This window comes from Pseudomonas sp. R28(2017), assembly GCF_002112505.1.
Classification (GTDB): Bacteria; Pseudomonadota; Gammaproteobacteria; order Pseudomonadales; family Pseudomonadaceae; genus Aquipseudomonas.
The window spans coordinates 353,541-373,161 of sequence record NZ_NEHW01000003.1; the positions used below are offsets into that span (position 1 = coordinate 353,541).

General features: G+C 64.2%; 18 protein-coding genes. 9 read left to right on the top strand and 9 right to left on the bottom strand.

Features of this window, described 5'->3' with window-relative positions:
* Nucleotides 1-3: 3 nt before the first annotated feature.
* The 4 genes from CAF78_RS07035 to pilM are packed head-to-tail and all read right to left on the bottom strand — an operon-like array spanning nucleotide 4 to nucleotide 3,605.
* Nucleotides 4-1,272 (bottom strand): type IV pilus secretin PilQ family protein, encoded by a 1,269-nt coding sequence (locus tag CAF78_RS07035; RefSeq protein WP_085677949.1) that lies wholly within the window; start codon nucleotides 1,270-1,272, stop codon nucleotides 4-6.
* Complete coding sequence (locus CAF78_RS07040) at nucleotides 1,196-2,212, bottom strand: pilus assembly protein PilP (protein WP_085677948.1); 1,017 nt, start codon at nucleotides 2,210-2,212, stop codon at nucleotides 1,196-1,198. The genes CAF78_RS07035 and CAF78_RS07040 overlap by 77 nt, the downstream gene beginning before the upstream one ends.
* Nucleotides 2,209-2,745 carry a PilN domain-containing protein gene (locus tag CAF78_RS07045; protein WP_085677947.1) on the bottom strand — a complete coding sequence of 179 codons (537 nt, stop codon included), beginning with the start codon at nucleotides 2,743-2,745 and terminating at the stop codon, nucleotides 2,209-2,211. The genes CAF78_RS07040 and CAF78_RS07045 overlap by 4 nt, the downstream gene beginning before the upstream one ends.
* Entirely contained in the window at nucleotides 2,745-3,605 is an 861-nt protein-coding gene (pilM, locus tag CAF78_RS07050) for a type IV pilus biogenesis protein PilM (RefSeq protein WP_085677946.1), read from the bottom strand. Before pilM ends, CAF78_RS07045 begins: the two co-directional genes overlap by 1 nt.
* A gap of 176 nt (nucleotides 3,606-3,781) precedes the next feature.
* Between pilM and CAF78_RS07055 the strand changes: the two genes are divergently transcribed.
* Nucleotides 3,782-6,235, top strand: coding sequence for a penicillin-binding protein 1A (locus CAF78_RS07055; RefSeq protein ID WP_085677945.1), 2,454 nt, complete (start codon nucleotides 3,782-3,784; stop codon nucleotides 6,233-6,235).
* Between the two features lie 137 nt (nucleotides 6,236-6,372).
* On the opposite strand, the gene CAF78_RS07060 is transcribed toward CAF78_RS07055, so the two are convergent.
* The 3 genes from CAF78_RS07060 to rpmE all read right to left on the bottom strand — a co-directional run bounded on the left by CAF78_RS07060 (nucleotide 6,373) and on the right by rpmE (nucleotide 8,860).
* Nucleotides 6,373-7,641 (bottom strand): malic enzyme-like NAD(P)-binding protein, encoded by a 1,269-nt coding sequence (locus tag CAF78_RS07060; RefSeq protein ID WP_085677944.1) that lies wholly within the window; start codon nucleotides 7,639-7,641, stop codon nucleotides 6,373-6,375.
* 179 nt (nucleotides 7,642-7,820) lie between these two features.
* Complete coding sequence (locus CAF78_RS07065) at nucleotides 7,821-8,642, bottom strand: thermonuclease family protein (RefSeq protein ID WP_085677943.1); 822 nt, start codon at nucleotides 8,640-8,642, stop codon at nucleotides 7,821-7,823.
* A 2-nt stretch (nucleotides 8,643-8,644) separates the two neighbouring features.
* Nucleotides 8,645-8,860, bottom strand: a complete 216-nt coding sequence (rpmE, locus tag CAF78_RS07070; protein ID WP_027920990.1) for a 50S ribosomal protein L31 — start codon at nucleotides 8,858-8,860, stop codon at nucleotides 8,645-8,647.
* A gap of 167 nt (nucleotides 8,861-9,027) precedes the next feature.
* Between rpmE and CAF78_RS07075 the strand changes: the two genes are divergently transcribed.
* The 3 genes from CAF78_RS07075 (at nucleotide 9,028) to CAF78_RS07085 (ending at nucleotide 13,795) form a co-directional block, all read left to right on the top strand.
* On the top strand, nucleotides 9,028-11,247 hold the full coding sequence (locus CAF78_RS07075) for a primosomal protein N' (protein ID WP_085677942.1): 2,220 nt from the start codon (nucleotides 9,028-9,030) through the stop codon (nucleotides 11,245-11,247).
* Between the two features lie 108 nt (nucleotides 11,248-11,355).
* Nucleotides 11,356-13,092 (top strand): arginine--tRNA ligase, encoded by a 1,737-nt coding sequence (gene argS / locus CAF78_RS07080; RefSeq protein WP_085677941.1) that lies wholly within the window; start codon nucleotides 11,356-11,358, stop codon nucleotides 13,090-13,092.
* A gap of 1 nt (nucleotide 13,093) precedes the next feature.
* Nucleotides 13,094-13,795 (top strand): SPOR domain-containing protein, encoded by a 702-nt coding sequence (locus CAF78_RS07085; protein ID WP_085677940.1) that lies wholly within the window; start codon nucleotides 13,094-13,096, stop codon nucleotides 13,793-13,795.
* Between the two features lie 56 nt (nucleotides 13,796-13,851).
* Here CAF78_RS07085 and CAF78_RS07090 read toward each other — a convergent pair whose 3' ends face one another.
* Nucleotides 13,852-14,271 (bottom strand): TM2 domain-containing protein, encoded by a 420-nt coding sequence (locus tag CAF78_RS07090; RefSeq protein ID WP_085677939.1) that lies wholly within the window; start codon nucleotides 14,269-14,271, stop codon nucleotides 13,852-13,854.
* A 166-nt stretch (nucleotides 14,272-14,437) separates the two neighbouring features.
* Here CAF78_RS07090 and CAF78_RS07095 point away from each other — a divergent pair, with 166 nt between their 5' ends.
* The gene (locus CAF78_RS07095; RefSeq protein WP_085677938.1) at nucleotides 14,438-15,067 is read left to right on the top strand and encodes a C40 family peptidase; all 630 of its coding nucleotides are present in this window, start codon (nucleotides 14,438-14,440) and stop codon (nucleotides 15,065-15,067) included.
* Between the two features lie 113 nt (nucleotides 15,068-15,180).
* On the opposite strand, the gene CAF78_RS07100 is transcribed toward CAF78_RS07095, so the two are convergent.
* Complete coding sequence (locus CAF78_RS07100) at nucleotides 15,181-16,179, bottom strand: type IV pilus twitching motility protein PilT (RefSeq protein WP_085677937.1); 999 nt, start codon at nucleotides 16,177-16,179, stop codon at nucleotides 15,181-15,183.
* A gap of 66 nt (nucleotides 16,180-16,245) precedes the next feature.
* On the opposite strand from CAF78_RS07100, the gene CAF78_RS07105 reads away from it, so the two are divergent.
* The 4 genes from CAF78_RS07105 to CAF78_RS07120 all read left to right on the top strand — a co-directional run bounded on the left by CAF78_RS07105 (nucleotide 16,246) and on the right by CAF78_RS07120 (nucleotide 19,618).
* Nucleotides 16,246-16,932: a YggS family pyridoxal phosphate-dependent enzyme gene (locus CAF78_RS07105; RefSeq protein ID WP_085677936.1), complete on the top strand. Its 687-nt coding sequence runs from the start codon at nucleotides 16,246-16,248 to the stop codon at nucleotides 16,930-16,932.
* A gap of 38 nt (nucleotides 16,933-16,970) precedes the next feature.
* Complete coding sequence (proC, locus tag CAF78_RS07110; protein WP_085677935.1) at nucleotides 16,971-17,789, top strand: pyrroline-5-carboxylate reductase; 819 nt, start codon at nucleotides 16,971-16,973, stop codon at nucleotides 17,787-17,789.
* Nucleotides 17,790-17,799: 10 nt separating this feature from the next.
* Nucleotides 17,800-18,390, top strand: a complete 591-nt coding sequence (locus CAF78_RS07115; protein WP_085677934.1) for a YggT family protein — start codon at nucleotides 17,800-17,802, stop codon at nucleotides 18,388-18,390.
* 88 nt (nucleotides 18,391-18,478) lie between these two features.
* Nucleotides 18,479-19,618: a homoserine O-acetyltransferase gene (locus CAF78_RS07120; RefSeq protein WP_085677933.1), complete on the top strand. Its 1,140-nt coding sequence runs from the start codon at nucleotides 18,479-18,481 to the stop codon at nucleotides 19,616-19,618.
* The last annotated feature ends 3 nt before the right edge of the window (nucleotides 19,619-19,621 follow it).

Here is a 19,621-nt window from a genome sequence, read left to right on the forward strand (position 1 = left end):
GAATCAACGACTCACAGCAATCGCCTGGTCACTCATGATACGCGGAGTCAGGAAGACCAGCAGCTCGGATTTTTTCTCTTGTAATGCATCGCGTCGAAACAGCCGCCCAACATACGGCAGATCGCCGAAAAATGGCACCTTGTCGACCACATTGTTTTGCGTGGTCGAATAGACGCCACCGATGACAATGGTTTCACCGTCCGCAACTCGCACCTTGGCATTGACCTCGTTCTTGCGAATCGGCGGCACGTCGTTCAGGGCATTGACGAAGTCAGGCTCGTCCTTGGTCACCTTGACCGTCATGATGACCTTGCCGTCCGGGGTGATCTGTGGCGTGACTTCCAGCGACAGCGAGGCCTCGCGAAAGGCCACCGAGGTGGCGCCACTCTTGCTGGTTTCCTGGTACGGCACTTCGGTGCCCTTCAGGATCCTGGCGGTTTCCTTGTCGGCCGTGACCACTTTGGGCTGGGAGATGATTTCGCCGTTGCCGCTCTTTTCCATCGCACTGAGCTCCAGATCCAGCAGCACACCGCCGCGCAACAGCCCCACACCGAGGCTGGCGCCAGCCCGCTCCATGCCCAAATCGACGAACAGGTCCTTGCCCAGTTGCGGCGCTTCCCCGTACAACTGCCGCCCCCAGCGCACGCCCAGGCCTTTTTCATAGTCGACACTGGCCTCCACGATGCGCGCCTCGATCTCCACCTGCCGTACCGGCACATCGAGCTGAGCGACCAACTGCCGCAACTCGGCCAGGCGGTCTGCTGGCTGGTGGGCCACCAAGGTGTTGGTGCGCGGGTCGACGCTCAGGCTGCCTCGGCCAGTCAGGATGCCGTCATCCGCCAGGGTTGCCAGCAGCAGCTCGGCAAGGTCGGAGGCCTTGGCGTGATGGATCGGCAGCAGCTCACGTTGCAACGGTTGCAGCTGCGCATCCAGCTCCTGACCGATACGCGCGCCACGGGATTGCTCGGCCAGCTCGGCGGCGGGCGCCACCAGCAGCACATTGCCCTCCTCGCGCCGGGCCAGCCCCTTGCTACGAAGAACCAGTTCCAGCGCCTGGTCCCAGGGGACTTCGTGCAGCCGCAAGGTGACATTGCCTTGCACCGTGTCGCTGGCCACCAGATTGATCCCGGCGTAGTCGGCCAGCACCTGAAGCACCGAGCGCACCTCGACATCCTGAAAATTCAGCGATATGGGCTCACCCCGATAGGGCGCTGCCAGGCACCGCTGGCTGGGTATCAGGGCCACCGCCATGCACATCAACAGCCATTTCATCACCGTCCGTGATCTCCGTATTGGCGCTCTTCCTGAGCGTCAGCATGACCGTGCGCTCGCGCCACACGCCCCCTATGAACAACCGCTCGCGCACTTCCAGCTGCCGCTCGCCGACCAGCACCACAACCCCTCCTCCACGCCCCAGCCGGTCACCGGGGCGCACGCGATACAAGCGCCCTGCCGACGCCAGCAACGCTTCGCGCTGCGCCCCCCGCTGCAGGCTGCCGACCATCTGCAATTGTGCCAGCGGGACGCTGGCAAGCCCTCTTTGGGCAACACGCGTCGCCCAGGCAGAAAACGGATCGACGCCCACAGGCAGCACCTGCGCGCGTGCAGGTGAGTCAGCCAGGGCTACCGGTTCGGGCACTGAACCGTCGGCCTGGTAGGCATGGACCCGCATGCCAAGGCGCAGCAACCCGGGCTCCTCATCGGCAGGCTCAAGCCGCAGCACTTCGGCGCGCAACAGGCGCACCTGGCCAAGCCAGTCGTCCAGCCACATTCGCAGCCCCGAATAACGCCCGACCACCTGCACGTCCACAGGCGTCTGCCTGTAGCCGGGCTGCCTTACCTCATCACGCACTTCGAGTTGCTCGAAGTGCAAGCCGTGTGCATGCCCTGAGGCGGCCAGCTGGTCCAGCAAATCGCTCATGCCGGCCCCGGCAGCAAGGCGCCAGCGAGCATCCTGCAAAAGTTGCTGCGCATCATCGAGCGCCTCGCGCGCGCCGGGCAGCGCCAGTGCCTCGCCAGCCTTGGTTTCATGATCCTGAAGCAAGCGGTTCTGCCTGGTGTGCTCTGCGTCCTGGAGCTGCAACCAGTGCGGCAGGCGAAACAGGCAACCAAGCCCAAACACGATAAGGCCTGCGGCGCACGGCAGCGCAAAGCGGACAAACCGCGAGCGCTCGACAAGGGCCTGCCACGCGCCTTGCTCAAACAGCCTCAAGACCAGAGCGCCGACAGACGAGCCAGCAACACAAACGCATCGCCACCCGGCTGGCTTTTGAGGCTTTTGAGCTCCAGATCATGCATCACCCCAGAGCGCTCAAGCTCACGCATGAACTGCGCCACGACGGCGCCAGAGGCGGCCACACCGAGCATGCGCAGCCGTGAGCCTTCCAGCTCGAGCTTGCGCAGCTGAACGCCTTCCGGCAACGCCCGCTCCAGGTCAGCGAACACGGCAGTCACCAGCCCTTGGTCGGCGCGCAAGCCCGCCAGTGCAGCGGCCTGTGCACGCACCACGCCATAGGACCGGATGACGCGGTCATGCTCGGCCCTCTGCGCATCGAGCGCGTCGATTGCAGCCTGCTGACTGTTGTTGGCAACGGCCTGCTGCCTAACGCGCTGCCGGGCCAGCTGATCCATCAGCATCACGGCACATAGCGCCACCACCGCCGCACCCACCACCATCAGGCGCAAACGCCGGAGCGCTGCCAGGCGCTGCTGCTCCCGCCAGGGCATCAGATTCAGACGCAGCATCAGTGCACGCTCCCCATCGCCAGCGCAAAGGCCAGGGCCATGCAGTCGTCACTGCAATCCACCCCTGCTACAGGCGGCAAGGGCCGGCATGGCAAGCCGAGATTCTCACTCATCCCCACGAGAGAGCCTTGCCCGATCGCTGCAGCGCCGACCACCAGTACCTCTTCCGGGGCCTTACCCTCACCGAATACATCGCCGGGCAAACTCGGCCCCACCTCCAGGAGCAACTCCCGCCGTAATGGCAGCGTATCGCCAAGCCAGCCGTGCAGCGTCGCACTGCCCGGCTCGACGCGCAGCAGTGCTGCTGCGCCCTTGGCTTGGCGTGGCATCAGCCGGCGCAGGGCAATGCTGTCTACCTCCACCACCTCCAGCTCCAGCCCTGCGGCCTGGAACGCCGCGGCCAAAGGTTGCAGTGCACTCTGGCGACTGGCTGCCACCAACACATCCAGGCTACCTGGCTGCAGCTGCGAAGCACCCAGCACCTGAAAATCCAGCACCAGGTCGTCAAGGGGAATGGGAAACAGCCGGTCCGCGTCCGCCAGCAGTTGTGCCTCCATCTGGCTCGGGGCCTGATTGATGGGCAGCTGGCACAGCTTGCAGATCACTTGCGAGGCTGGCAGCGCCACCGCTGCCCGGCGCTGGCGACTGCCAGATTGCCGAAGCGCGCTGCGCAAGGCGACCACGACTCGCTCAGGGTCTTGCCAGCCGTTACCAGGCGCAATCGGTTCGATGGCCTGAGAGACCCAGACAAGCTGTTCATAGCGCCCCCGACAGCGGCGCAACTGGGCAATACGTACAGCGTCGGAGGCGATTTCCACCCCCAACAGTGAACTGGCATCCCTGCCAAAACGTCGAAGCATCACGATTTCCTTGTTACAACCATGAACCGCCCCATTGCCGGGCCTGAACGGCCAGACGGTGCAGCGGGCCGCCCGGCCGGTCACCCGGCGGGGCGAAAAATGCTTATAATGCCCAGCGTTTTTTCGTCCGCCGGCCCCGTGCGCAATTCACCTCTCAATCTGGACACCGAAAAGCCTTGATACGCCTGCTGAAGTTCTTCTGGTGGTCTTTCGTCGCAGTCATCTGCGCGCTCGTACTCGGTGTGAGCGGTGCGTTTCTGTATCTTAGTCCCAACCTGCCATCGGTCGATTCGCTCAGAAGCATCCAGTTGCAGATCCCCCTGCGGGTGTACAGCAGCGACGGCAAGCTGATTGCCGAGTTCGGCGAAATGCGCCGCTCGCCGATCCGCTTTGCGGAAATTCCGCCACAGTTCATTCAGGCACTTCTGTCAGCCGAGGACGACAATTTCCTCAATCACTACGGCGTCGACCCCAGCAGCCTGATGCGCGCTGCGACCCAGCTGGTGAAGACCGGTCACATCCAGACCGGCGGCAGCACCATCACCATGCAGGTGGCGAAGAACTTCTTCCTCACCAGCGAGCGCAGCTTCTCGCGCAAGACCAACGAGATCCTGCTGGCCCTGCAGATCGAGCGCGAGCTGACCAAGGACGAGATCCTCGAGCTGTACGTCAACAAGATCTACCTGGGCAACCGTGCCTACGGTATCGATGCGGCCGCGCAGGTCTACTATGGCAAGTCGATCCGTGACGTGAGCCTGGCCCAGATGGCGATGATCGCCGGCCTGCCCAAGGCACCGTCGCGCTTCAACCCGCTGGCCAACCCGGTACGCGCCAAAGAGCGCCGCGACTGGATCCTCGGCCGCATGTACAAGCTCGGCAAGATCGACGAGGCGAGCTACCAGGCCGCCCTGGCCGAGCCGCTCAATGCCAGCTACCACGTACCGACCCCCGAAGTGAACGCGCCTTACGTCGCCGAAATGGCCCGCGCCGAGATGGTCGGCCGCTATGGCAGTGACGCCTACACCGAAGGTTTCCGCGTCACCACCACGGTACCAAGCGACATGCAGGAAATGGCCAACAAGGCCATCCTCACCGGCCTGTCCGAATACGACGAACGCCACGGCTACCGCGGCCCTGAAGCACGCTTCCCGGGCAAAACCCTGGCCGCCTGGCAGCAGGAACTGAGCAAACAGCGCAACCTCGGCACGCTGGAGCCCGCCATCGTCACCCAGGTCGAGAAGCATGGCCTCAAGGTACTGACCCGTGACGGCAAGGAAGAAGATGTCGCCTGGGACACCATGAAATGGGCGCGCCCGTTCATCAACACCAACGCCCAGGGCCGTGCCCCGCAGTCGCCTGCCGATGTTGCCCAGGTCGGCGACCTGGTCCGCCTGCAGCGCCTGGACGACGGTAAGCTCAAGTTCAGCCAGGTGCCTGGAGCGCAGAGCGCGCTGGTCACCCTCGACCCGTACAACGGCGCCATCCGCGCCCTGGTCGGCGGCTTCTCGTTCGAGCAGAGCAACTACAACCGCGCCATGCAGGCCAAGCGTCAGCCCGGCTCCAGCTTCAAGCCGTTCGTCTACAGTGCGGCCCTGGACAGCGGCTACACCGCCTCCAGCCTGGTCAACGATGCGCCGATCGTGTTCGTCGACCAATACCTGGACAAGGAATGGCGGCCGAAGAACGACACCAATACCTTCCTCGGCCCGATCCGCCTGCGCGAAGCGCTGTACAAGTCGCGCAACCTGGTGTCGATCCGCCTGCTGCAGGCCATGGGTGTGGACCGCACCATCGACTACATCGCCAAGTTCGGCTTCAACAAGCAGGACCTGCCGCGCAACCTGTCCCTGGCCCTGGGCACCGCGACCCTGACTCCGATGGAAATCGCCACCGGCTGGAGCACCTTTGCCAACGGCGGCTACAAGATCAACCCGTACCTGATCGACCGTATCGAAAGCCGCAATGGCGAAACGCTGTTCACCGCCAACCCGGCCCGGGTACCGCAAGGCGCCGAAGACCATGCAGGGCTGGCCGCACCGGAACAGCCGATCAGCACTGCCGCCCTGCCGGGCGAGGCGCCCTCGGCCTTGGGCCAGATTGCCCCGCCGCCGCAGACCCCGGCCATTGCCGAACAGATCGTCGACGGCCGCACCACCTACATCCTCACCAGCATGCTGCAGGACGTGATCAAGCGCGGCACCGGCCGCCGGGCGCTGGCCCTGGGCCGCGATGACCTGGCGGGCAAGACCGGCACCACCAACGAATCCAAGGACGCCTGGTTCTCCGGCTACAACGCCGATTATGTGACCACCGTGTGGGTCGGCTTCGACCAGCCGGAAAGCCTGGGCCGCCGCGAATACGGCGGCACTGCGGCACTGCCGATCTGGATGAACTTCATGGGCGCGGCACTGAAGGGCAAGCCAAGCCACGCACCAGCCGAGCCGGAAGGCATCCTCAGCCTGCGGGTTGACCCGGTCAGCGGCCGCGCGGCCTCGCCGAGCACACCGAACGCCTACTTCGAGCTGTTCAAGGCCGAGGATTCGCCGCCTTCGGTGGATGAGCTGGGTAACGGCGCAGCGCCAGGCAGCCCGCTGCCGGCCGATGAAGCGGCACCGATGGATCTGTTCTGACCTCAGCTTTTGGGGTGATGCACAAATCGAGCGCCGCGCGGGCGGCGCTCGTTCTGACAGGCACCAAAGCCCTCCCGCCGAACACAAAAAAAGCCCCGACTCTCACGAGCCGGGGCTTTTTGTTGCTACAGCTGCAATCAGCCGTTGAACACTTCATCCACGCTGTTCAGCGGGTAGTGCTTCGGATATGGCAGGGTAGCCACGCCGGATTCGATGGCAGCCTTGGCCACAGCGTCGGAAACGACGGTGATCAGACGAGCGTCCAGCGGCTTCGGAATGATGTACTCGCGACCGAACTCCAGGCCTTCAACGCCGTAAGCTTCGCAGACTTCCTTCGGTACCGGCAGCTTGGCCAGGTCTTTCAGGGCGATGGCGGCGGCGATCTTCATTTCTTCGTTGATGCGCTTGGCGCGAACGTCCAGGGCACCACGGAAGATGAACGGGAAGCCCAGCACGTTGTTGACCTGGTTCGGGTAGTCGGAACGACCGGTAGCCATGATCACGTCGCTGCGAGTGGCGTGAGCCAGCTCTGGGGAGATTTCCGGGTCCGGGTTCGAGCAGGCGAACACGATCGGGTTGGCAGCCATCGACTTCAGGCCTTCCGGGCTCAGCAGGTTCGGGCCGGACAGGCCTACGAACACGTCAGCACCGTCCAGGGCATCGGCCAGGGTGCGCTTGTCGGTCGCGTGGGCGAACTGGGCCTTGTACTGGTTCAGGTCGTCACGGCCAGCGTGGATCACGCCGCTGCGGTCGATCATGAAGATGTTCTCGACCTTGGCGCCCATGCTGACCAGCAGCTTCATGCAGGAGATGGCGGCAGCGCCGGCACCCAGGCAGACGATCTTGGCGTCTTCGAGCTTCTTGCCGGCGATTTCCAGGGCGTTGATCATGCCGGCCGCGGTAACGATCGCGGTGCCGTGCTGGTCATCGTGGAACACCGGAATGTCGCACTGCTCGATCAGGGTGCGCTCGATTTCGAAGCACTCTGGAGCCTTGATGTCTTCGAGGTTGATGCCACCGAAGGTGATCGAGATGCGCTTGACGGTGTCGATGAAAGCTTGCGGGCTTTCCGAGTCGACTTCGATGTCGAACACGTCGATACCGGCGAAACGCTTGAACAGAACGCCCTTGCCTTCCATCACTGGCTTGGAAGCCAGCGGGCCGAGGTCACCCAGACCGAGGATGGCGGTGCCATCGGAAATGACCGCGACCAGGTTGCCCTTGCCGGTGTACTTGTAGGCCAGCTCAGGATCACGGCCGATTTCACGCACGGGTTCTGCGACGCCTGGGCTGTAGGCCAGGGCGAGATCGCGGGCGGTGGCGGTGGGCTTGGAGAGCTCGACGCTCAGTTTCCCCGGACGAGGTTGAGCGTGGTATTCGAGAGCGGCGGTTTTCAGGTCTGACATGGTGGGCATTCCGCTATTTACTGTTCTGACGGACCGCCGAGGATACGCAAAGAGCCGGGGAGCCACAAGACTGGTCAGTCACTTGTGTCAAGGCCTTTGGCCTACGACTTTAAGCTATCACGCACGGGGGCATTCGACTCACAGTGTGTACAATCCAATAGCGAACTGTCTACATCTTTTCAGCCTGAAGTGCGCTGCAACATGGCCGGATCGGTCAACGGCAACACCCAGCGTCGCTGCCCTGGCTTGAGCCCACCCTTGCGGGAACGGTCCAGCACCCAGCCGCGCGCCTCGACCTGGCGTCCCTTGAGGTTAGCGAAGAAGCTGCCAGGGAAGGTGCGTTGCAGACGAGCGGGAATCTGCAGCACCACGGTGTCGTCCAGTTCGAGCCAGATACCGCCACGATTGCGCTCGATCCCGCGGATGGTGCCAGCGACTACGGCGAAGCCCGATTGCTTCACGCTGGCCGCCTTGCGCACGGGTGAACTGCGCCACAACCCTGCCCGCGCTGTGCGCGCTACCCGCTCGGCCGCTTGCTGGCAGCCCGCCAGGCGCACATTGGGTGCGATGGCCACGTGATAGCCAAGCCCTTCACTGAGCAGCTGCGCCTCAAGATTGTCGCCATTACGGTTATAGATGTGCGCCAGGGTGCGGCCGTACTTGTCCTTGCGCTCAACACCTGGCACCAGCCCGACGCGCCCGTCGCTGGCCTTGACCAATGCCTGCAGGCGCCGCCTGGCGGCCTCGGCGTAAGGTTCACTGGTGCGTCCCTTGCGCCCGATTTCAGGGGCATTGATGCCGATCATGCGCACACTGCGACCGTCGGTCAGGCGCAGTGTGTCGCCATCCACCACCTGGCGCACCGCCACCGGCTGCGGTCGCTCCGGCAACGGGCAGAACGCCAGGGCCGGGAGCTGCCAGATGGCGCCCACAAAAAAGGCGCCCACGAGGGGCGCCTTCTTCAGCAACAACGCGAAGCCCGAAGGTTTCGCCATGCGCATGATTACTTCTTGGTACCGAACATACCGAAGCGATCGGCGAACTTCTGTACGCGACCACCGGTGTCCAGGACTTTCTGCTTACCGGTGTAGAACGGGTGGCACAGGTTGCAAACGTCGATCGCCAGGGTGTTGCCCAGGGTCGAACGCGTTTCGAACTTGTTACCGCAGCTGCAGGTGACTGCAACTACTTCGTAGTTCGGGTGGATACCTTCTTTCATGGTCACTTCCTCGAGCTGCGTGCCGCCACCCAACACCTATTGTTGAATACCGCACGTAATTAGGCGGCGAATAATACCAGAGCACCGCGCCAACGCAAGTTGTCGCTTGCACCGACCGTCGTCTGCTAGGCTCGCCAGTCTTTGAAACGCCCTCCGAGATCTGCCGCGTGCCCGACGTCATCCTGCGCCTTGCCCTGCCCTCCCCGTTGCGCCGCCTGTTCGATTACAAGGCGCCAGCGAGCATGGCGCGCCAGGTATTGACCCCGGGCATGCGCATTCGCGTTCCTTTCGGGCGCCGCGAGATGATCGGCGTGCTGGTGGAAGTGTGCGAGCAGAGCGAAGTGCCTGCCGACAAGCTCAAGCCCGCCAGCGCCTTGCTCGACCCGGTTTCGCCGATCCCGCCAGCACTGTTCAAGCTGTGCCTGTGGACCGCCCAGTACTACCAGCACAGCCTCGGCGACACCCTGAGCTGGGCGCTCCCCACGCTGCTGCGCCAGGGCGAACCTGCCGAAATGCGCCAGGAGCGCTTCTGGCACGTGGCCCCCGGCGCACGCCTGGAAGACCCACGCATCGCCCGCGCCCCGCGTCAGCGCGATGCACTCAAGACCCTGGCCCAGCACCCGCACGGTGTGGCGCACAGCCTGCTGAGCAAGCTCAACCTGAACAAGGACAGCCTCGACCTGCTGCTGGCCAAGGAGCTGGTTCAGCTGGAAGTGCGCCGCCACCTGCCGGCGCATCGCCATGAACACTGGCTGGCGCAGCCGGAACTGCCCCTCAACGATGAACAACGCGAGGCCTTCGACGCCGTGCGCGAAGGCTTTGGCGGCTTCGGCGCCTTCCTGCTGGCCGGTGTCACCGGCAGCGGCAAGACCGAGGTGTACCTGCAACTGATCCGCGAAACCCTGGAAGCCGGCAAGCAGGCGCTGGTGCTGATCCCCGAGATCAACCTCGGCCCACAGACCCTGGCGCGCTTCGAGCAACGCTTCAATGCCCGCATCGCCCTGCTGCATTCGGCCGTGAACGACCGCGAGCGCCTCGACGCCTGGCTGGCCGCCCGCGACGGCGAGGCCGACATCATCATCGGCACGCGCTCGGCGCTGTTCACGCCGATGAAGAACCCCGGCCTGATCATCATCGACGAAGAGCACGACGGTTCCTACAAGCAACAGGAAGGCCTGCGCTACCACGCCCGCGACCTGGCGCTGGTGCGCGCGCACCAGGAGAACATCCCGATCCTGCTCGGTTCCGCCACACCGTCGCTGGAAACCCTGCACAACGCACTCACCGGCCGCTATCGCCTGCTGCGCATGAACCAGCGCGCCGGTGGTGCCCGCCCACCGCGCATGCTGCGCCTGGACGTGAAAAGCCTGCCACTGGACAGTGGCATCAGCGGCCCGTTGCAGCAGGCCATCCGCCAGACCCTGGAGGCCGGCCAGCAGGTGCTGGTGTTCCTCAACCGCCGTGGCTTCGCCCCGACCTTGCTGTGCCATGACTGTGGCTGGCTGTCCGAATGCCCACGCTGCGATGCCCGCATGACCGTGCACCAGCGCTCTGGCGTGCTGCGCTGCCACCACTGCGGCTACGACGAGCGCCTGCCGCACCAGTGCCCGCAGTGCAACCACGTCGACCTGCGGCCCGTTGGCGCCGGCACCGAACGCGCCGAAGAGCGCCTGAAAGTGCTCTTCCCGGATTACCCGATCCTGCGCGTGGACCGCGACAGCACGGCGCGCAAGGACGCCATGCACAACTTGTTCAGCACCATCCAGCGCGGCCAGCCGAGCATCCTCGTCGGCACCCAGATGCTGGCCAAGGGGCACCATTTCCCGCGGGTGACCCTGGTTGCCATCCTCGATGCCGATGGCGGGCTGTTCTCCGGCGACTTCCGCGCCAGCGAGCGCATGGCCCAGCTGATCGTCCAGGTCGCTGGCCGCGCCGGGCGCGCCGAAGAGCCCGGCAAGGTGATCATCCAGACGCATCTGGCCGACCACCCGTTGCTGGTACAACTGACTGAGCAAGGTTACTTCGCCTTCGCCGAGCAGGCCCTGGACGAGCGCCGCAACGCCGGGCTGCCTCCGTTCTCGCACCTTGCCCTGCTGCGCGCCGAAGCGCACAAACCCGGCCAGGCCGAAGGCTTCCTCGACGAAGCCTGCGCCGCCGCCGAGCGCCTGGTCGCCGAACAGCGCCTGCCCGGCATCGAACTGCTGGGGCCGGTGCCTGCCCCCATGGAGCGGCGCGCCGGGCGATTCAGGGCGCAATTATTGATTCAGGCCAACACCCGAGCCCCCTTGCATCGACTGATCAGCGCCTGGTTGCTAGTGTTGGAGCAACTGCCGAGCGGGCGCCAGGTACGCTGGTCGCTGGATGTCGACCCGGTTGACCTTTATTAAGCTTCTGCCCCAAAGGTTGGCAACCTGCCCCCGGCAACGGATAATGCCCAGTTTTTCCACCTGCGCATCCAGGCGCTCCACCGCGCTTGCGGTCGAAAAGAGATCCCCATGAAAGACACCATTCGCCAGCTGATCCAGCAAGCCCTCACCCAACTCGTCACCGACGGTGTGCTGCCTGAAGGGCTGTCGCCGGCGATCCAGGTGGAAAACGCCCGGGACAAGACCCACGGCGATTTCGCCAGCAACATCGCCATGATGCTGGCCAAGCCGGCCGGCATGAAGCCGCGCGACCTGGCCGAAAAACTGATCAACGCCCTGCCGGCCAGCGCCGACATCAGCAAGGTCGAGATCGCCGGCCCAGGCTTCCTGAACTTCTTCCAGAACACCGACGCCCTGGCCAACCGCCTGGACGCCGCGCTGGCCGACGCCCACCTCGGTGCGCGCAAGGCGGGCCCTGCGCAGAAGGTGGTGATCGACATGTCGGCGCCGAACCTGGCCAAGGAAATGCACGTCGGCCACCTGCGCTCGACCATCATCGGTGACAGCGTCGCCCGGGTGCTGGAGTTCCTTGGCGACGACGTGATCCGCCAGAACCACGTGGGCGACTGGGGCACCCAGTTCGGCATGCTGCTGGCCTACCTGGAAGAAAACCCGATCACCAGCGACGAGCTGTCGGACCTGGAAAACTTCTACCGCGCCGCCAAGAAGCGCTTCGATGAATCCGAAGAGTTCGCCACCCGCGCCCGTGGCCTGGTGGTCAAGCTGCAGGCCGGCGACGCAGATTGCATGGCGCTGTGGACGCGCTTCAAGGACATCTCGCTGTCGCACTGCCAGAAGACCTACGAGCTGCTCAACGTCAAGCTGACCATGGCCGACGTGATGGGCGAAAGCGCCTACAACGCCGACCTGGCCAACGTGGTCGCCGACCTCAAGGCCAAGGGCCTGCTGGTCGAGGACCAGGGCGCCCAGTGCGTGTTCCTCGAAGAATTCAAGAACAGCGAAGGCGAGCCACTGCCGGTGATCGTGCAGAAGGCTGACGGCGGCTACCTGTACGCCACCACCGACCTGGCCGCCGTGCGCTACCGCAGCAACGTGCTCAAGGCCGATCGCGCCCTGTACTTCGTCGACCAGCGCCAGGCCCTGCACTTCAACCAGGTGTTCGAAGTGGCCCGCCGTGCCGGCTTCGTCGGCCACCCGATGCAGATGGAGCACATGGGCTTCGGCACCATGAACGGCGCCGACGGCCGCCCGTTCAAGACCCGCGACGGCGGCACCGTGAAGCTGATCGACCTGCTCACCGAGGCCAAGGAACGCGCCTACGCGCTGGTGAAGGAAAAGAACCCGGACTTTACCGAAGACGAACTGCGTCACATCGGTGAAGTGGTCGGTATCGGCGCAGTGAAATACGCCGACCTGTCCAAGCACCGCACCAGCGACTACAGCTTCAACTTCGAGCTGATGCTCAACTTCGAAGGCAACACCGCGCCTTACCTGCTGTACGCCTACACCCGTGTAGCCGGTGTGTTCCGCAAGCTGGGCAAGGGCTTCGACGAAGTCGACGGCAAGATCGTGCTGCAGGCCCCCCAGGAGCAGGACCTGGCCGCGAGCCTGGCCCAGTTTGGCGAGGTGCTCAACAGCGTCGCAGACAAAGGCACGCCGCACGTACTGTGCAGCTACCTGTACGACCTGGCCGGCCTGTTCTCGAGCTTCTACGTGAACTGCCCGATCCTCGCCGCCGAAACCCCGGAGCAGCAGCAGAGCCGCCTGCGCCTGGCTGCCCTGACCGGCCGCACCCTGAAGCAAGGTCTGGAGCTGCTCGGCCTGGAAACCCTGGAGCGCATGTAAGTTGGCTGCCAAGAAAAAACCCGCCCCCAAGCGCGGCGCCAGCCGTCAGACCGCCCCAGCCAAGCAGCCGATCCCAGGCTGGGTATGGCTGGCGGTCGGCCTGACGGTCGGTGCATTCATCGTCTTCCTGATGAAGCTCGAACCCGGTGGCGGTGACATCAAGCGCACCAAGCCCGAGCAGCAGAAGCCAGAGAAAGTGGCCGAGGCCAGCAAGTCGACCACACCGGCAACGCCACAGCCGCCGGTAAAGCCGAAGTACGACTTCTACACGCTGCTGCCGGAGTCCGAGGTGATCGTGCCGCCTGAGGCCGTGCCGGAGAAAACGCCGCCAGTGCCCGCGCAACCCGTGACCCCGGTCACCCCGGCCGAAGCCGCGAAGATCGATACCGCGCGCGCCCAGGCCGCGCTGCTGGGGCAGACGCCGCCGCCAGCGCCTCCGGTGATCAAGCCGGCGGCGACCACGCAGTACTTCCTGCAGGCCGGTTCGTTCCGCAAGCAGGCCGACGCCGACAAGGTCCGCGCGCAGATCATCCTGCTCGGCCAGGTGGTCAAGGTCGAGTCGGGCACCGTCAAGGAAGAAACCTGGTACCGCGTATTGGTCGGGCCGTTCAGCAACCGCGAGCAGCTGACAGTGGCGCAGAAGCAGCTGGCAGGGGCCGGGTTCAGCAACCTGCTGCTGCAGCAGCGACAGACCCGCCAGTAACGAAAAAGGCCTTGCCGCACAGCGCGACAAGGCCTTTTTCGTAGGCGCCTGCGGCCCTATCGGCTGCGGCTGTTGGCTTCGGAAACCTGGCTGTTCAAGGTCCAGAAGTCATACAGCACACCCACCAGGAACAAGCCGCCGGTGAAAGAGTAGATGATCGCCGAGATCCACTTGCCCTGGTACAGGCGGTGCACCCCAAAAATGCCCAGGAAGGTCAGCAGGATCCAGGCAATGTTGTAGTCGATACGGCCGGACTGGAAGCGCATGTCCGCCTCACGGTCCATCGACGGGATCAGGAACAGGTCGATCAGCCAGCCGATACCGAGCAGGCCCAAGGTGAAGAACCAGATCGTCCCGGTGATCGGCTTGCCGTAGTAGAACCGGTGCGAGCCGGTGAAGCCGAAGATCCACAGCAGGTAGCCGATGACCTTGCTGTGGGTGTCGTGATAGGGCGCCCCCTGTTGATAACTGTTCATTCATAGCCCTCGTGGGTTATCCAAAAATTTTCTAAATAAAAATGTGACTTTTCCGCCGCAGGCCGACGTACGGCAGCATGACAATCGACCAACGGCCCTGAAAAGGCGCAAAAAGCTGTTATAAAGTTGCGCGCCAAACACATAAACACTCATAAGAGCTTCATCTATGCCGCCTTTCTTCAAGACATGGCTGACCCTCTGCCTATTATTGCCCCTGGCCGCCCACGCCACCAATCGTGAGCAACGACTTCCCAATGGTTTCACCGGCTACACCAGCAATGCCTCGGTGAAACACGCGCCCGTCAAGCAGACCACACTGCACGCGCGCTCGTCCTATTCCAGCAAGGGCCACAACCTGCCTGCCGTTGCGGCGATGTCGCCGAAGCAGAGCAGCGATGTGCTCAGCCGTGCGGTCAACGTGCTCGGTACCCCTTATGTTTGGGGCGGCAGCAACCCGAAAAAAGGGTTCGACTGCAGCGGGCTGGTCAAGTACGCGTTCAACGACGTGGCAGACGTCGACCTGCCGCGTACCTCCAACGCCATGGCCCAGGGCCACGGCGTTAAAGTGGCGAAGAGCGACCTCAAGCCTGGCGACCTGATCTTCTTCAACATCAAGAGCCGTCGGGTCAACCACGTTGCCATCTACCTGGGTAACGACCGCTTCATCCATGCGCCGCGTACCGGCAAGCGGGTGAGCATCGACAACCTGAGCAAGCCTTACTGGCAGCAGCACTATGTGGTTGCCAAGCGGGTGCTGCCGAAAGAGCAGCAACAGCTGAGCCTGGCCAAGCGCTAGATCGGCGCAGGCTTCTTCGCGGGCAAGCCCGCTCCCACAGAGAAATCGCAGTTTTCAAGGGCTGTGCAGTACCTGTGGGAGCGGGCATGCCCGCGAAGAGGCCGGAACAGGCGCTAGAGATCGCTGATCAGCCCCTTCTCCCTCAGCCCCCGTATCGCCCCTTCCATCGTCCGCATCCCCTGCGCCGCACCCGCCTGCATCACCGAACACAACTGCGCCATCCGCCCCTCACTCACCAGGTTGCGTACCGCAGGTGTCGCCACCAGCACCTCTCTCGCCGCCACCCGGCCGCCGCCCACGCGCTTGACTAGCACCTGCGCCACCACCAGCCTCAGCGACTCCGCCAGCATCGCCCGCACCAACGGCTTTTCCTCCGCCGCAAACACCTCGACCAGCCGGTCGATGCTGGCGGCCGCCGACCGCGTGTGCACCGTGGCCAGCACCAGATGCCCGGTCTGCGCCGCGCGCAACGCCAGGCGGATGCTCTCCAGATCGCGCAGTTCGCCAATCATGATCACATCCGGGTCCTGGCGCAGGGCGCTGCGCAGCCCTTGAGCGACGTCACGACAATGCCGGCCTATCTCACGCTGGTTGACCAGGCTGCATCGGCTGCTGTGGATAACTTCAACAGGGTCTTCGAGGGTAATGATATGCAGCGCCCGCTCACGATTGAGCCGGTCGATCAGCGCCGCCAGGGTACTCGACTTGCCGCTGCCGGTCGGGCCACCCACCAGCACCAGGCCATCCGAGTGCCGCGCAACGGCTTGAAACACTTCTTCAAGGTCTAGGTCATCGACGCTGGCAATGCGTTTCGCAATCAGACGGATCGAGGCTGCCAGGCCGTTCAGCTGCCGAAACAGGTTGAGACGAAAGCGCCCAAGTGCTGGCAGCTCCAGTGCCAGGTCCAGTTCATCGCCTTGCCGCCATTGCTGGTACTGCCCTTCGTCGAGCAGCGGCGCCAGCGCGTCGCTCAATGCGGCTGTGGTCACGCTCGGCAGGTCCATGCGCCGCAGCTCCCCATCCACACGCAGCATGGGTATTTCGCCCACGGCCAGATGCAGGTCGCTCGCCCTTGCATCCTCGGCCCGGGCCAACAGGTCGGTCACGTCCATGAGACTCCCCAATAGCCATCAAGCAGGTAGAATGCCGAAGATCTCCAGAGCCGACGGCATTGATCCATGTCCACCATAGCAGACAACCTTTCCGCCCTCGTCGCCCGTATCCATAGCGCTGCCCAGGCTGCCGGGCGCGACCCGGCCAGCGTCCAGCTGCTGGCGGTGAGCAAGACCAAACCGGCCGCCGCCATTCGCGAAATCCACGCCGCCGGCGTACGGGATGTCGGGGAAAACTACCTGCAGGAAGCCCTGGCCAAGCAAGAAGAACTGCGCGACCTGCCCTTGATCTGGCACTTCATCGGCCCCATTCAGTCGAACAAGACCAAAGCCATTGCCGAACATTTCGACTGGGTGCACTCCGTGGACCGCCTGAAGATCGCCCAACGCCTGTCCGAACAGCGCCCTGCGGGCTTGGCGCCGCTGAACATCTGCCTGCAGGTGAACGTCAGCGGCGAAGACAGCAAGTCCGGTTGCGCCCCGGCCGACCTGCCAGCGCTGGCCAAGGCCGTGGCGGCACTGCCCAACCTGCGCCTGCGCGGGCTGATGGCAATCCCCGAGTCGACCGAAGATCGCGCCTCCCAAGAGGCCGCCTTCGCCAGCCTGCGCCAGCTTCAGCAAAGCCTGGCGCTCGGCCTGGACACCCTGTCGATGGGCATGAGCCACGACCTGGAAGCGGCCATCGCCCAGGGAGCGACCTGGGTACGTATCGGTACCGCCCTGTTCGGCGCGCGCAATTACGGGCCCAACTGATTCCATGCTTTACTCACTCTTTCCCTCAAGGACCTGACATGAGCAAGACACGTATTGCCTTTATCGGCGCCGGCAACATGGCCGCCAGCCTGATCGGCGGCCTGCGTGCCCAGGGCCTGGACGCGGCGCAGATCCGTGCCAGCGACCCCGGCGCCGAGACCCGCACCCGCGTCCAGGCCGAACACGGCATCGAAGCTTTCGAAGACAACGCCCAGGCGATTGCCGGTGCCGACGTGATCGTGCTGGCAGTGAAACCGCAAGTCATGAAGGCCGTGTGCGAGTCACTGAAGCCAAACCTGGCAGCTGGCCAGCTGATCGTCTCGATCGCCGCCGGCATCACCTGCGCCAGCCTGCAAACCTGGCTCGGCGCCCGCCCGGTGGTGCGCTGCATGCCCAACACGCCGGCGCTGCTGCGCCAAGGTGTCAGCGGCCTGTACGCCACCGCTGAAGTGTCCGCCGAACAACGCCAGCAGGCCGAACAGCTGTTGTCGGCAGTCGGTACCGCCCTATGGCTGGAACAGGAACAGCAACTGGACGCCGTCACTGCGGTTTCCGGCAGTGGCCCGGCCTACTTCTTCCTGTTGATCGAAGCGATGACCGCTGCTGGCGAAAAACTCGGCCTGCCTCGCGAAACCTCCTCGCAACTGACCCTGCAGACCGCCCTGGGCGCCGCGCACATGGCCGTGGCCAGCGATGTCGATGCCGCAGAACTGCGCCGCCGCGTCACCTCGCCCGCCGGCACCACCGAAGCGGCGATCAAGTCGTTCCAGGGCAACGGTTTCGAAGCCATCGTCGAACAGGCGCTGGCAGCGGCGTCGAAGCGTTCCGCCGAACTGGCCGAACAATTGGGCAAATAAGGAGCTGTTGATGAATGCACTGTCCGGCGCCGCGATCTTCGTGGTGCAAACCCTGGTCAGCCTGTACCTGGTGATCGTCCTGCTGCGCTTCGTGCTGCAGCTGGTCAAGGCCAACTTCTACAACCCGCTGAGCCAGTTCGCCGTGCGCGCCACCCAGCCGCTGCTCAAGCCGATCCGCCGGGTGATCCCCAGCATCGGCGGCCTGGACACGTCGTCGCTGCTGCTGGCGATCGTCATCCAGGCGCTGCTGATGGGCTTCGTGCTGATGATCACCTACGGCACCTTTGGCGACATCCTGCACCTGCTGATGTGGGCCATCATCGGCATCACCTCGCTGTTCCTGAAAATCTTCTGGGTGGCGATGATCGTCATGGTGATCGTTTCCTGGGTCGCACCGAACAGCCACAACCCGGCAGCCGAGCTGGCCTGGCAGATCAGCGAACCGGTGCTGGCACCGTTCCGCCGCATCGTACCCAACCTGGGCGGCATGGACATCTCGCCGATCTTCGCCTTCCTGGCGATCCAGGTGATCCAGTCGTTCGTCATGCCACCGCTGGCGGCCTACGCGGGCATGCCACAGGAACTGTGGCGGATGATCTGACCCCTCGCACGCCCAGCGGCAAGCCTTTGCTTGCCGCTGGGGATGGTGCTCTTTAGACTTACGCCTCCGTCAAGCGTGAGCAGGGTCGATGTCCACTGTCCTTCCCGAAGATTCCGTCGGTCTGGTTACACCGCAAATTGCCAGGTTCGATGAACCGCTGGCCCTGGCCTGTGGCCGTTCGCTGAACAGCTACGAGCTGGTCTATGAGACCTATGGCACCCTGAACGCCAGCGCGAGCAATGCCGTGCTGATCTGCCATGCCCTGTCCGGCCATCACCATGCCGCTGGCTACCATGCCACCACCGACCGCAAGCCGGGCTGGTGGGACAGTTGCATCGGCCCCGGCAAGCCGATCGATACCAACCGTTTCTTCGTGGTCAGCCTGAACAACCTCGGCGGCTGCAATGGCAGCACCGGCCCGAGCAGCATCAACCCGGCCACCGGCAAGCCTTATGGTGCCGAGTTCCCGGTACTGACCGTGGAAGACTGGGTGCACAGCCAGGCACGCCTGGCCGACCGCCTGGGCATTGCGCAGTGGGCGGCCATCGTCGGTGGCAGCCTGGGCGGCATGCAGGCCCTGCAGTGGACCATGACCTACCCCGATCGTGTGCGCCACTGCGTGGACATCGCTTCGGCACCCAAGCTGTCGGCACAGAACATCGCCTTCAACGAAGTGGCACGCCAGGCCATCCTCACCGACCCCGAATTCCACGGTGGCTCGTTCCAGGACCAGGGCGTGATTCCCAAACGCGGCCTGATGCTGGCGCGCATGGTCGGCCACATCACTTACCTGTCCGACGACTCGATGGGTGAGAAATTCGGCCGCGAGCTGAAAAGCGACAAGCTCAACTACGACTTCCACAGCGTCGAATTCCAGGTCGAGAGCTACCTGCGCTACCAGGGCGAGGAGTTTTCCGGCCGTTTCGACGCCAACACCTACCTGCTGATGACCAAGGCCCTGGACTATTTCGACCCGGCCGCGGCCAATGGCGGCGACCTGGCGGCCACCCTGGCCGACGTCAAGGCGGATTACTGCATCATGTCGTTCACCACCGACTGGCGCTTCTCGCCGGCCCGCTCGCGGGAGATCGTCGATGCCTTGATGGCAGCGCGCAAGAACGTCTGTTATCTGGAGATCGACTCACCTTATGGGCACGATGCCTTCCTGATCCCCACGCCTCGCTACATGCAGGGTTTCGCGAACTACATGAACCGCATCGCCATCTGAGGA

Bases quoted from the DNA above. Each gene is read 5' to 3' on its own strand.
- CAF78_RS07060 (WP_085677944.1), bottom strand. From the start codon at position 7,641: ATGTCAGACCTGAAAACCGCCGCTCTCGAATACCACGCTCAACCTCGT.
- CAF78_RS07100 (WP_085677937.1), bottom strand. From the start codon at position 16,179: ATGGACGTGACCGACCTGTTGGCCCGGGCCGAGGATGCAAGGGCGAGC.
- proC (WP_085677935.1), top strand. From the start codon at position 16,971: ATGAGCAAGACACGTATTGCCTTTATCGGCGCCGGCAACATGGCCGCC.
- CAF78_RS07095 (WP_085677938.1), top strand. From the start codon at position 14,438: ATGCCGCCTTTCTTCAAGACATGGCTGACCCTCTGCCTATTATTGCCC.
- pilM (WP_085677946.1), bottom strand. From the start codon at position 3,605: ATGCTTCGACGTTTTGGCAGGGATGCCAGTTCACTGTTGGGGGTGGAA.
- argS (WP_085677941.1), top strand. From the start codon at position 11,356: ATGAAAGACACCATTCGCCAGCTGATCCAGCAAGCCCTCACCCAACTC.
- CAF78_RS07120 (WP_085677933.1), top strand. From the start codon at position 18,479: ATGTCCACTGTCCTTCCCGAAGATTCCGTCGGTCTGGTTACACCGCAA.
- CAF78_RS07090 (WP_085677939.1), bottom strand. From the start codon at position 14,271: ATGAACAGTTATCAACAGGGGGCGCCCTATCACGACACCCACAGCAAG.
- CAF78_RS07105 (WP_085677936.1), top strand. From the start codon at position 16,246: ATGTCCACCATAGCAGACAACCTTTCCGCCCTCGTCGCCCGTATCCAT.
- CAF78_RS07045 (WP_085677947.1), bottom strand. From the start codon at position 2,745: ATGCTGCGTCTGAATCTGATGCCCTGGCGGGAGCAGCAGCGCCTGGCA.
- CAF78_RS07065 (WP_085677943.1), bottom strand. From the start codon at position 8,642: ATGCGCATGGCGAAACCTTCGGGCTTCGCGTTGTTGCTGAAGAAGGCG.
- CAF78_RS07115 (WP_085677934.1), top strand. From the start codon at position 17,800: ATGAATGCACTGTCCGGCGCCGCGATCTTCGTGGTGCAAACCCTGGTC.
- CAF78_RS07035 (WP_085677949.1), bottom strand. From the start codon at position 1,272: ATGAAATGGCTGTTGATGTGCATGGCGGTGGCCCTGATACCCAGCCAG.
- rpmE (WP_027920990.1), bottom strand. From the start codon at position 8,860: ATGAAAGAAGGTATCCACCCGAACTACGAAGTAGTTGCAGTCACCTGC.